This window comes from Bacillus sp. RCC_6_1 (genome assembly GCF_041360755.1).
GTDB classification, from domain to species: domain Bacteria; phylum Bacillota; class Bacilli; order Bacillales; family Bacillaceae_G; genus Bacillus_A; species Bacillus_A cereus.
On record NZ_JBFUPV010000004.1, the window covers coordinates 172,744 to 185,022 of the forward strand.

The following is a 12,279-nucleotide window of genomic DNA, read 5'->3' on the forward strand; positions in this document are numbered from 1 at the left end:
ATTGCATGAATTTATATCGTCAAATACAAAAGGTTTGCAGCATCCGTGCTGCAAACCTTTTTTCATCACCAAAATATACCGATAATTGCTAAACCACCTAAAATCATACCACCAATTTGTCCGACAATTGTTGGTGATAATTGAACACCTTTTCTCACTTCAACAACTGGTCTTTCGTGCCTTAGTTGCTGCACTTCACTTTGAAGTTGGTGCACACTTCCGTGTAACTCTTTAATAAGTTCTTTTAATTCGGCGACCTCTTCATTTACTGGTTTTGCCTTTTCTAAATTCATTTTACATGACTCCTTATAAATTCAATCAACACACTGTAAATTTTCGCCAATTACCATTATATCTCCTGCATACTACATATATAATTTCGAATGTACTTTCTAACCTTGCAGCTCTATCCATTCATCCCGCAATATCCCCATAATCATACGGTCAAAACACTTCCCATCTCTTTGAACCGCTTCTCTCATACAGCCTTCCATTTGAAAACCCATCTTTTTATACAATGCAATGGCAGGTTTATTATACGAAATAACATCGAGACCGATGCGGTGTAAATTCAATTCATAGAAAGCATACTTTAGAATAAGATGTATTGCTTCTTTCCCATATCCTCTTCCTCTATCATTCGCATCTCCTATACCAATGGCTAATAAACCTGTTTTGTTATTCCACTCTATACCATGAATCGCCACAAAACCAATTAAGCGATCTTCTTGAACTGTCCTTACCATGAAAGAAACACTATTCGATCTCCGTCCTTTTAATAACTCATCACTTGCTATTTCTTGTAACGATTGCGGAAACGCTACATCTGTATCGACATTTCTTAAATACTCACTATCCTCTTGCCACATAACCATTACTACAGCATCTGATTCTCTAATAGCGGATAATTTTACAATTTTATTTTGAAAAAGATTCATCGTCATTTCAAACTCCCCCTTTTTTAATAACGGGGATACTTATTTTAGCCTATTTATCCCCTTGTTCCATAAACTGCTTTATAAACGGGATACTTACAATAAGCGCTGACATTGGCACATCTCCTCTACACGAAATTAATTTCATTGTATAATTTTTCGTTTATTCTAACAATAATAAAAAGCCCTCCAAATTTAGAGGGCCTTTCCTAATAGCAAAACTATATTATTTCGTAAACATTTTCTCTGCTTCATCCATTGCCATTTTGTTACCTAAAGCAGAATAGTCAAGCCATGGTTGGTCATTGATAATATATACATGCTTGCCTTTAACAGCTTTTAAGTCTTTCCAAATTGGTGTTTCTTGAAGTTGTTTAAATGCAGCTTTTGCTTTATCATCTCTATTTACAACAACGAAAATCGCATCTGCATCAAAGTCAGGTAATACTTCTTGTGAAATGACTTCGAAAGGGCGGTTTCCATCAATTTTCTCTACACCATTTGCAGGTTGTAATCCTAAGTCTTGGAATAAAATTGGTCCCATCGGTCTTTTCGTACTAAATACACGTAATTCTTTTGCAGTAACGCGAATTGCCATTACTTTTTCGTTATTACCTAGCTCTTTATCTATTAAACCTTTTACTCGTTTTGATTGCTCTTCGTAATCTTGAATATATTGATCCGCTTCTTTCTCACGGTTTACAAGTTTACCAACTTGTTTTAAATGGTCTCTCCATGTACCTTCATCTAAATTGAAAGTATGCGTTTTTGCAATTTTTTCGTATTTCGCTACATCTTTACCAGCATATTTTTCATCAACATAAATGTCAGTTGGCTTTAATTGAAGTAACGCTTCCATATTCGGATCTGTTACAACACCAAGCTTCTTCGTATCTTTCAACTTCTCTTTAGCGTGCGGTAAGAAATCTTTTAAATCTCCACCAATAACAGAACCTACTGGTGTAATTCCTAATGCAAGTAAATCATTCGTTAAATGAATAGACATTGAAGCAATTTTTGGGTCATTACTTTTTTCCGTTTTTTTCGTTGCCTCTTCATTGGCTGTCGTTTGACCACATGCTGCTAATACTAAAATACACATGATGCTAAATAAAATAGTAAGTTTCTTTTTCATATGTTCTCCTCTTTGAAGTATTTATTTTGTTTTTGTAAGTAAATAAAGAAAATACGGTGCTCCTAATGCGGCCACTACTACACCAGCTGGAATAGAGTTTGGCTCAAATATAGAACGACCTATCGTATCTGCTAGCACTAAAATAATCATTCCGATAATGCCAGCTAAAGGAAGAAAGTGTTGATATGTAGTACCTACTAACTTCCTTGCGATATGCGGAGCAACTAAACCAATAAAACCAATCCCTCCTGCCATCGATACACTCGCGCAAGATAATCCAACCGCTGTAGCTAAAAGGAGTAACCGTTCTTTTTGAACAGAAACACCAAGTCCCGCTGCCACACTATCACCGAGTGACAATGCATTTAACGTTTTAGATTTTAGCCATGCATACGGAGTTAGTATGAAAATCCAAGGTAATAATGCAAGGACATGAATCCAATCCCTTCCCCACACGTTACCAACTAACCATCTAGAAGCGAATGTATATGTCTCATCATTTAACTTGAGAGAGAAAAATAACGAAATTGCACTAAAGCCAGCTGAAACCGCAATACCAACGAGAATAAGTCTAATGGGAAGTAAACCTTTTGATCGATCACTCGCAAGTAAAATAATAAGAAATGCAGCTAATACTCCTCCGCCAAATGTAAATAACGGTATTAATATCGATGCATTCTCATTAATAGAATGAAAGAAAGTAACGAATATAATTAGCCCGAAAGATGCACCTGAATGCAGTCCAAGAATACCAGGATCGGCCAACGCATTCCTTGATAACCCTTGCAAAATCGCACCGGAAATCCCAAGGCCAATACCAGCTAACATTGTGATTATAATTCTTGGCATACGATAATCGTACAGCACGGTTGCACTCTCAAAATCACCATGACCGAAAAGCGTTTGAATTACTTTGAGCGGTGCAATGCTAAGTGTCCCCGTATTTAAGCTAAGCAAAATGACAGCGATACTAATACAACCAAATATTGTAGTTACAGTAACGGCTCTCGTTTTATCTGTGTTTAAAATCTTCTTCACTTACAACTCCCTCCCAACTTTACGTGCTATATAGAGGAAGAACGGAACTCCAACAAGAGCCACCATAATTCCTATCGCCAGTTCTTTAGGAGGGTTTACTGTTCTTGCCCCTAGGTCAGCTAAAACTAATAACATAGCACCTAATAATGCTGACATAGGAATAATGAGTCGATAATTCACACCAACTAATTTTCTAGCAATATGCGGGATAACTAGTCCTACAAATCCAATAGAGCCAACAGCTGAAACAGATACACCTGCCAGAATAACTACTATAATCATCCCTAGTATTCTCGTTCGGTTCGTTTTCACTCCTAAATTTGTAGCAACATCATCTCCCATTGATATGAGTGAAATAGATCTCCCTAGCATTGTCGCGAAAATAATCGTTATAAGAATAATAGGGACTAAAAATTTCAAGTGTTCCCACTTAACCCCTGCAACACCACCAGCATACCAAAACGCTAAATCTTGGCTTAAATCATAATAAATCGCAACACCTGAACTTAATGAATGTAAAAGTGCTGCCATAACCGCTCCAGCAATCGTTAACCTCATTGGTGTTAACCCGCCTGATGTTGCTGATCCAATAACAAAAATAAGCACTGTACTTAAGACAGCTCCAATAAAGGAAACAATCATTAAATAGGAATACGGCATATGTGGGAAAAAAGCAAAACTAAGTGCTACTACAAACATCGCACCTGCATTTATTCCGAGTACACCTGCATCAGCTAAAGGATTTCGTGTTACACCTTGCATAACAGCACCAGCAACCGCAAAAGCTGCCCCTACAACTGCTGCTCCAATTACTCTCGGGAGCCTTAATTCATAAATAATTTGGTGCTGTGTTAGTTTCGGATTATAATCCAAAACCGCTGCCCACACCGTTTGTACATGAATATCTTTTGCACCAAATGAAATGGCTAAAAATATAGATCCAATTAAACATAAAATTGTTAAGCTCATGAAACATATGAACTTAATATGTATCCAGCGGTTATTACCAGCATGTACAGTAGACTTATGTAACATGTTTCATTTCATCCTTTATATTCAGTTGTTTTTTGTAATTATTTTTTATTTATAATTACTATTGATAATAATTATCATTTTCATTTAGATATTATATCCCCACTTTTTTTAAATAGCAAACTATTTTTTTACTTTTCTACTATTCATTGTTTTCACACACACATTTGTACAATTTTCATTACAAGGCGTTACATATAAAATGCCACTCGTTCTCTCCTTTTTCCTTATCGGTTTCTTCATTTGGATTGCAGAGAATATCGCAACATTTTTCGGAGCATGGCAATATCCAAATCAACGGGAAACATGGAATCTCATTCACTTAAGCAAAATTAGTTCATGGTTTTTACTCGTTGTTATTAGCATTATGATTGTCACGCAGCTCAAACATTTGAAGCAATCAAAAAGATAATGCTAATTATGTAAAAACAGTTAGCCCATCAATCATTAGAGAGTGATGGGCTTTTTTTTAGTAATATTTTTTAAACCAACCTTATCAAAGGAGTTATAATTTACAAGAGTATAAGCAGTTGCACATTATGAACTACTACTAGCAGAAGATGTTGCTGCAGATGAAGCGGCAATCGTTGCCATCATAGCAGCCTGTTGTGCTTGTATGAGGACTTCTATCATTGTTTGTAAACCTGTGTTGGTAGTTTTACTTTCCTCACCTTTCTGACTTACGAACAGTTGAATAGCAATAAGAATATTTGTATCTGTATGCCAACGGAACAATTTATCCCCCTGCAATTTTTCAATAAATGCTCTAATAGAATGAATCTCTTTTTCTCCATCCTCGAGTAACGCTAGTAACCCGATAGCTGGGTAATGCATCTGTTTTACTTTTACCTTTTCTTGCTTTAACAAATTCCATATATTTGTGCATTTTGCGACTAACAGTTCTTCCCTGACATCCTTCTTTAGTGAAAGAATATGACTCAAAAATTGAAGATCATTCCCTTTATGCAAACCAGCTGTCGCTAGTTTCTGATAAAGGCGTTCCACTCGGTCCATAAGTGTGTCTACATTCTCTGATTGTCCTGCTAATAAAACCGCGAGCGGATAATCATTTGTACTTGTAAGAAAGAGGTGATCCTTTTTCATGCGTTTATATACTTGCATCGAGCGTTGAATGTGCGCGCCATGCTGTTCATTTTCTTCTGTTAAAAGTACAGCTGCTGCGAGATAAGTAAATATACTCCGGCTAAACCCACCAGTGACCAATTGTTCATATAAATCTAAAAACTCCCGAAAAGCTTTCTGGTAATCTGTAAAGTGAATATCTAATGTTGCGGCCACTACAAAACGATGATAAGACTTTAAGTATGAAAACATCCCTACCTGATTCTTAATATAACTACTAATTTCTAAAAAACGTCCGAGATCAAACAGTTTATCACTACCTGCATACATAGCAGCAATCATCATTCCTGTTCGAGAATCGCTCGTTTTCCATTTTAGTTCTCCCTTTAACTGTACATATGTATGTTTATATTGCTCCAACTTTTGCTCTAATGTAATCATAGTATTCACCCCTATTTCTAGTTCTTCTCTATCATTATACTTATATTCCATATTTAGGAATACTACAATTAATAATCACACCATAAAAATTATAAAATCCTCTTATCCTTCTTCATCAGCATCACGATGATAATCCCTAATCCTTCAAGAAGTTAAACAAAAAAGGTAGATAATAATTTATCTACCTTTTTTGTTTATATCATTTAACATTACACCTGTATTGCTTGTTATATGCACTTAAGACTAAAGAGCTTTAATAATACGTTCCATCGCCTTCATTTGTCCAATATGATCAGCTTCATGATAAAGCATCATACCGTAAAGCTCACCAACTGTTTCCAATCCTAGAAATGGCTCTGGCAGTTTATTTTCAAATGCTTCTGCTGGAATTTCTTTAATACGTTTTGCTTGTTCTTTTAATTGGACCGTTAACACTTCTAATGATGGTCCTTCTGTTGTCCATTTAGATGGTCTTGATCCATATCCAAACATACCTGGATATTCAGTTGGTAATTGTTTGAATTCTTTTCCAAACATGAAAACTTCTGCTGCCGTTAATACATGACCGATATGCCAACGAATTGTATTGTTAAAACCCTCTGGCTGCGTATCCACAGTTTTATCATCTAGCGTCTCCATAAATTTAAGTAATGCCCCGCGCGTTATTTCAAATTGTTTTAGACCAATTATTCTATTCATTTTATCGTTCTCCTTCTTCATGTACATTTTATTATGAACTAAGAATGTTCAATTCATTAAAGTTTCACTTTGTTTAATCTATCAGAAACAATGAAGAAATACATCTAATATGCTTAGTAAAAATAATAAAAAGGTTCACCTCTCGTACATATAGAATTACTTATTACACAAATAGTTTAGTAAATAAAAAAGGAGTGTTAATTTCATGTTACATGTTTTAAAACAGCAATATAATCTTATTAGCTCTACAAGAGAAACTCTATTTTCGTTTTTGGAAGAAATCCCAGTAGAAAAATTACATAGCACAGTTCCTAATTTCGGGAGCGGTAGCATTATAAAGACTCATATTCATGTAGCCGATTGCTACCGATACTGGCTTGGATCATTCGCATTTAAACAAAAGCGAGTAGACTTTTCATTTGCTAGCGATTACGAAATTGAGCATGCAGATGTGAAAAAAGTTCGCGCTAGATTTAAGTTAGTAGACGAGACTGTACAACGGTTTTTAGATGAATACAATGACCGTTGGCTCGAAAATATTGCAAATGAAGTAAAGTGGCAAAAAGAGCCTTGGAGTACAACTCCGCTATGGCTTTTAACTCATACGGAAACGCATGAGTTTCATCATAAAGGACAAATTGTATCAATGGCTAGGCACCTTGGATATACTCCTCCTGATACAGACCTTAGTTAATACATTCATGTTCATTTCAAAGCGGAATGAGCAGCAAGAATAATAGTATGATCAAAAAACTCGTTGATACATTTTGTTGTGTATAAAACTTTTATTATTTGTTTTAGGTATACCATACCATTATAAAATTCATGTAACATCGAATTAAGGTTCATATTTTTTATGTAACTCATTGAAGAAAGTTTAAGTATTTATACATTCAATTACTAACTAAAGGAGAAAATTATAATGAGATTAGAGAGCGAAAGAATTTATTTAAGGCCTCTTTGCCAGCTAGATGCTCCTATTATATTAGAAAGTACAATGGATGATGAAATAAGATATATGACTGGAACTAAGTCCACTTTTTCATTGGAGCAAATTACGAAACATATAGATCATATAAATAATGATTCAAGTCGCTATGATTTCGCTATTTGTTTACAAAGTACTGAAGAGATGATTGGAGAGTTGTCGATTTTAGATATCGATGAGGAGAACAAAAGAGCAGGATTCAGAATATCAATGCTTTCAATAGCATTAACAGGACAAGGTTATGGAACTGAAGCTATTAAAATAGTTTTAAGATTTGTTTTTGAACAACTATCATTAAATCGTTTACAGTTAGAAGTATTTAGCCATAATTTACGCGGAATTAAAGCTTATGAAAAAGTTGGTTTTGCAAAAGAAGGAACCTTACGTCAATCTTTATTTTATAACGATACATACTCAGATGAAATTATTATGGCCATACTTAAAAGCGATTATATAGAGAGACCTTTGTAAATGAATGTACTTAATCTATTAAACAATTTTAAAGAACCTTACCACAATAAAATGCAGTAAGGCTCTTTCATTTTTATATCAAATAACAGCTCTTAAAACATGTATAATCGTATCAATACCAAATAGTCTCCGCATAATTATATGCATCACTATTCGGAATTGCATGTTTCCCCTGCGCTTGTGCTTTTCTTGGATCTAAATCATATACCATTGGCGTATAGCATGATGTTTGCCCTTTATTTACAACACCATTTCCTCCAGCACTTCCGCAAGTGTATGCCTTTCCATCTGTTTTTCTAACAATCCTTGCATCAGCTTCATTATTATAAACTGCCAGGCGAGTTACAGTAACTTTTGCCCACGCTGTTTTACACGTCGTGCTAAATTTTAATTCCACATAAGAATTTGAATCAATCCACTTCTTTTCTTTCGTTACTGCTGATTGATCACAACTATTGTAATACGGACTTTTCCCATCATACGAATGGTCTTCTGCAAATGCTTTATCATTATTGGTCGTACTAAACACACTAGTTACGACGAGCAATGCCAGACAAAGACATGCGCTTACCTTTTTAATAAGTTTCACAGGATTCCACTCCTTTATTAATAACGTCCAGTTTTCCCGTAACCATTATTAATCGTCACTGCTTCGGCATCAGCTGTATAACCAAAATCAGCAGTTAAATCAAACACCATTCCTGTATAAGTGCTCGTTTGCCCCGTTTTAATTGCTCCATTACCACTATTAGAATCTACTGATTTTTGGAATACACCATTTTTATATTTATTAATAACAGCGTAAGCATATACTCCTCCAGAAACAGAAGGTGCTGGTTGATCTAAAACAAGCTTAGACCATGCCGCATGACATGTATTACTGTAACGTAAATACACTGTTCCTACTTTTTTACTACCTTCATAAACTGCTGTAGACTTTGCATTAAATCCATCTGCATCACATGTTGTACTTCCCCCATATACTTTCGTTGTTGCTGGATTTTTTCCGTCATAATAGCTACTCAGATCAGTAGCTGCAAATGTACTTTCTTGAAAACTAAATAATACCCCTACACTCGCTACACTTAACACACATACTTTCATTAACTTTTTAAACATTTTTAATTCCCCCTCAAAATGATTATGTATACTAAACACAACCTATACTGCTGTGTCAGCCCTCCTTCCATGCTTCCTAGAGGCATCTTACAAAAACGAATTAACGTTGTAAATTCCCTTATGATTATTGGAATATACGAAGAACTTTACTTATCCTTGTAAGAAAAAAAGTTGAGAAATACACATTTTATAGCATCCTTTATTTAAAACATAAAAGAACCGATACTTGTTATATTCAAGCATCGGTTCTTTATACAAAATTGCCATTTTTTCTTTTATATAAAATAAATATTTCTCCACTTAATTTGTTGTAAAAAACTCCCTCGTTACATCAATAAATTGCTGCAGTGGTGCTGTCATCCATTTATCTTTATGCCAAGCAATTTGTGTATAAATTGGAGGTATTGTTTCGTTTAACATTAACTCCTTTAACGTCCCTTCCCGTATATCTTTTTCTACTACTATCGCTGGTAAAACGGCTATACCTAAATCTGCAATAACACATTGTTTAATTGCTTCCACACTAACAAACTCAATTTTATTTGCTGGATATAGATCTTCCCCGCGAAATAGCTCTTCAAATAAAGTTCTATATGAGCAGCCTAATTCTGTTAATAAAAGTGTTTCACTCTCTAAATCTTTTATAGAAACAGTAGTCTGTTCAAGTAAAATATGCCCTGGAGCAGCTACTACTTTTAATTCTTCTTTCATAAGTGGTTCCACATGTAAAACATCTTCTGTTTTACATTCGTCCAAAATAAATGCAAGATCTACTTTTCCCTCCATCAATTGTTCCTTCGCATCTTTATTGGAATGTGCTGGTTTAAATATAAGCTTTATTTTGGGGAATTGTATTTTAAACCTCTTTAATATAGAAGGCAGTCTGTATGTACATTGACTTTCTTGTGCACCAATTATTAACGTACCTGCTATTTCCTCATCATCTTTCACGGCCGTCTTTGCTTCGTTACTAAGTGCGATTATCTTGTCTGCATATAGTTGAAACTTTCTTCCTGCTTCAGTTAAGAAAAGACGTTTCCCTAATCTCTCAAATAGTGGTGTATCGAGCTCAGCCTCTAACGTTTTAATTTGTGCTGTAACGCTCGATTGAGCAAAGTTTAATTTCTTCGCAGTTTGTGTAAAGTTCAAAGTATCTGCTGCTACTTTAAATGTAATTAATTGTTTTATCTCCATTTATCATCCCTCTTTTTCAATCGATATTTCCGATTGATTTCATCGAAATAATCCTCTTTGTCTATTGATATTTATATTGTATGATAAAGAGCATCGACAAACAATAAAATGGAGGTATTCCATATGAAAGCACTTTGTTTCGAAACATTCGGAGATGCTGATGTACTTCAATATAAAGAAATCCCTGATCCAATCATTAATCCAAATGAAATTCTTATCCGCACGAAAGCAATCGGTCTAAATTTCGCAGATATTTATAGACGCCGTGGTGATTATCACCTCGCTGGTAACCCTCCTTATATATTAGGTTATGAAGGCGCTGGTATCGTTGAAGAAGTAGGTGCTAACGTTACTACTATCAATCCTGGAGACCGTATTGCATTTGCTGACGTTCCATTCGCAAATGCAGAATTAGTTGCCGTTCCAGCAGAAAAAGCAATCCCGCTTCCAGATTCAATTTCTTTTGAAACAGCCGCTTCTATCTTATTGCAAGGTCTAACGGCACATTATTTAACGAAAGATAGCTATCAAATAAAACAAGGTGATACAGCTTTAGTCCATGCTGCGGCTGGTGGCGTTGGTCAACTTCTTATTCAAATGATTAAACTACAGGGTGGAACAGTAATCGGTCTTACATCATCAACCGAAAAAACCAAAGTAGCCACGTTAGTTGGGGCTGATCACGTATTTTTATATACTGAAAAATGGCATTCAAAAGTACTTGAAATAACAAATGGTACTGGAGTAAATGTTGTATATGAATCAGTAGGCTCTACACTAGAGAAAAGTTTTAACGCTACTAAAATCGGTGGTACTGTCGTATTTTACGGAATGGCCGGTGGTAATCCTGCGCCCATTGATCCACGTATGCTTATGGATACTTCGAAAACTTTAACTGGCGGAGACCTTTGGAACGTACTTACTACTTTTGAAGAACGTAAGCAGCGCTCTACTCAATTATTTGATTGGATCGCTACTGGAAAATTGAACATTGCAAGTCCTACTACATTCTCTTTACAAGACGGTGCCCGTGCACATGAATTATTAGAGAGCAGAAAAAGTACTGGGAAGATTTTATTGATCCCATAATTCATAAAATGAAAAGAAAGCTAGATTAAAATTTTGTGAAGACCTATAGTGAAAAAAATTGATAAATGAAAGGACATAACATATTTTATATAACTAATATGTTATGTCCTTACTTCTTCAAATAACGATCCCATGTATCACTCGAATAATTTTTGAGCTCTTTTCTCAATTAAAACTCCCTTTAATTGCATATGTTCTTTTATTTGTATATTGCTAGAAAATTATCATTTTTATTTATGAATAAGGCTACGTACCGATTTAAGCTAAAAACTAGATTTTGATCCTATAACAACAGTGGCATCTAATTCCTCATCTCTAGTCACTTTCGTGGTAAGCCCAGCACCAGCAAAGATTTCAAAAGTCTGAGTTGCCTGCATTTCACTCGTCTCTATTAAAAGATGCCCTCCCGATGCGAGCCAGAGAAATGCTTCTTTTGCTACTCTTCGCTGAATGTCGAGTCCATCCTCTCCTCCGTCTAGCGCCATTTTCGGTTCATGTAGACGGGCCTCCTGTGGAAGCAGCTTTATTGTCTCGGTAGGAACATAAGGTACGTTTGCAACTAGGGTATTCACATGGCCTTTAAGTGCGTGAGGCAAAGCTTTATACAAGTCACCTTCAAAAACATGGCCACCGAAATTTGTTACGTTGCGGCTAGCACATCGTACTGCGACAGGATCAATGTCAACAGAATACAATTCAATTCGTCCTAAAGCTGCCGCCAGAGCTACACCCACAGCACCTGAACCGCAACATAGATCAACGACGATATCACCAAAGCATAACAGAGCTTCTGCTTGGCGAACAAGAAACTCGGTACGTTGACGAGGTACGAAAACACCTCGGTCCACTTCTATCCGCAACCCACAAAATTCTGCGTATCCAACAACATATTCAAGTGGCAAACCATTGGCTCGCATTTCCACCATTCTCTTGAGCTCCTCTGGAGTTCGGGCTGCTGAAATAAGTAACCGGGTCTCTTCTTCTGCGAAAACACAACCCGCGCTCTGAAGTCTGTTAATTATACATTTTTCCGTTTTATTGTCCAAAAAGGAATT

At 35.7% G+C, this 12,279-nt stretch carries 14 protein-coding genes and 1 pseudogene; 4 read left to right on the forward strand and 11 right to left on the reverse strand.

The features are described 5' to 3' along the window. Nucleotides 1-65 precede the first annotated feature (65 nt). The 5 genes from AB6801_RS15235 to AB6801_RS15255 form a co-directional block, all read right to left on the reverse strand. Nucleotides 66-293, reverse strand: coding sequence for a coiled-coil domain-containing protein (locus AB6801_RS15235; RefSeq protein ID WP_001047304.1), 228 nt, complete (start codon nucleotides 291-293; stop codon nucleotides 66-68). A gap of 99 nt (nucleotides 294-392) precedes the next feature. Further along, nucleotides 393-944, reverse strand: a complete 552-nt coding sequence (locus tag AB6801_RS15240; RefSeq protein ID WP_000178468.1) for a GNAT family N-acetyltransferase — start codon at nucleotides 942-944, stop codon at nucleotides 393-395. Between the two features lie 217 nt (nucleotides 945-1,161). Continuing rightward, nucleotides 1,162-2,070: an iron-hydroxamate ABC transporter substrate-binding protein gene (locus AB6801_RS15245; protein WP_097999609.1), complete on the reverse strand. Its 909-nt coding sequence runs from the start codon at nucleotides 2,068-2,070 to the stop codon at nucleotides 1,162-1,164. Nucleotides 2,071-2,091: 21 nt separating this feature from the next. Then, on the reverse strand, nucleotides 2,092-3,108 hold the full coding sequence (locus AB6801_RS15250; protein WP_048568281.1) for a FecCD family ABC transporter permease: 1,017 nt from the start codon (nucleotides 3,106-3,108) through the stop codon (nucleotides 2,092-2,094). Beyond that, nucleotides 3,109-4,143, reverse strand: coding sequence for a FecCD family ABC transporter permease (locus tag AB6801_RS15255; protein WP_097999610.1), 1,035 nt, complete (start codon nucleotides 4,141-4,143; stop codon nucleotides 3,109-3,111). Nucleotides 4,144-4,264: 121 nt separating this feature from the next. On the opposite strand from AB6801_RS15255, the pseudogene AB6801_RS15260 reads away from it, so the two are divergent. Beyond that, nucleotides 4,265-4,552 (forward strand): annotated as a pseudogene (locus AB6801_RS15260) (DUF817 family protein); the annotation flags it as partial. Nucleotides 4,553-4,677: 125 nt separating this feature from the next. On the opposite strand, the gene AB6801_RS15265 reads toward AB6801_RS15260, so the two are convergent. Continuing rightward, on the reverse strand, nucleotides 4,678-5,715 hold the full coding sequence (locus AB6801_RS15265) for a DUF4003 domain-containing protein (RefSeq protein WP_002103418.1): 1,038 nt from the start codon (nucleotides 5,713-5,715) through the stop codon (nucleotides 4,678-4,680). 192 nt (nucleotides 5,716-5,907) lie between these two features. Continuing rightward, nucleotides 5,908-6,384, reverse strand: coding sequence for a DinB family protein (locus tag AB6801_RS15270; RefSeq protein ID WP_113623480.1), 477 nt, complete (start codon nucleotides 6,382-6,384; stop codon nucleotides 5,908-5,910). A 184-nt stretch (nucleotides 6,385-6,568) separates the two neighbouring features. On the opposite strand from AB6801_RS15270, the gene AB6801_RS15275 reads away from it, so the two are divergent. After that, nucleotides 6,569-7,057 carry a DinB family protein gene (locus AB6801_RS15275; RefSeq protein ID WP_000903460.1) on the forward strand — a complete coding sequence of 163 codons (489 nt, stop codon included), beginning with the start codon at nucleotides 6,569-6,571 and terminating at the stop codon, nucleotides 7,055-7,057. Between the two features lie 228 nt (nucleotides 7,058-7,285). After that, entirely contained in the window at nucleotides 7,286-7,822 is a 537-nt protein-coding gene (locus AB6801_RS15280) for a GNAT family N-acetyltransferase (RefSeq protein ID WP_001235431.1), read from the forward strand. A gap of 112 nt (nucleotides 7,823-7,934) precedes the next feature. Here the strand turns inward: AB6801_RS15280 and AB6801_RS15285 are convergent, their stop codons facing one another. From AB6801_RS15285 to AB6801_RS15295, 3 genes are all read right to left on the reverse strand, one after another. Beyond that, nucleotides 7,935-8,411, reverse strand: a complete 477-nt coding sequence (locus AB6801_RS15285; protein ID WP_000767004.1) for a DUF2690 domain-containing protein — start codon at nucleotides 8,409-8,411, stop codon at nucleotides 7,935-7,937. A gap of 17 nt (nucleotides 8,412-8,428) precedes the next feature. Further along, nucleotides 8,429-8,941 carry a DUF2690 domain-containing protein gene (locus AB6801_RS15290; RefSeq protein WP_000473748.1) on the reverse strand — a complete coding sequence of 171 codons (513 nt, stop codon included), beginning with the start codon at nucleotides 8,939-8,941 and terminating at the stop codon, nucleotides 8,429-8,431. Between the two features lie 300 nt (nucleotides 8,942-9,241). Continuing rightward, a complete protein-coding gene (locus tag AB6801_RS15295) occupies nucleotides 9,242-10,135 on the reverse strand; it encodes a LysR family transcriptional regulator (protein WP_048568285.1) in 894 nt (297 codons plus the stop codon). Nucleotides 10,136-10,258: 123 nt separating this feature from the next. Between AB6801_RS15295 and AB6801_RS15300 the strand changes: the two genes are divergently transcribed. Continuing rightward, the gene (locus AB6801_RS15300; protein ID WP_000645263.1) at nucleotides 10,259-11,224 is read left to right on the forward strand and encodes a quinone oxidoreductase family protein; all 966 of its coding nucleotides are present in this window, start codon (nucleotides 10,259-10,261) and stop codon (nucleotides 11,222-11,224) included. Nucleotides 11,225-11,487: 263 nt separating this feature from the next. On the opposite strand, the gene AB6801_RS15305 is transcribed toward AB6801_RS15300, so the two are convergent. After that, a complete protein-coding gene (locus AB6801_RS15305; protein WP_002196763.1) occupies nucleotides 11,488-12,270 on the reverse strand; it encodes a putative protein N(5)-glutamine methyltransferase in 783 nt (260 codons plus the stop codon). Nucleotides 12,271-12,279: the final 9 nt, after the last annotated feature.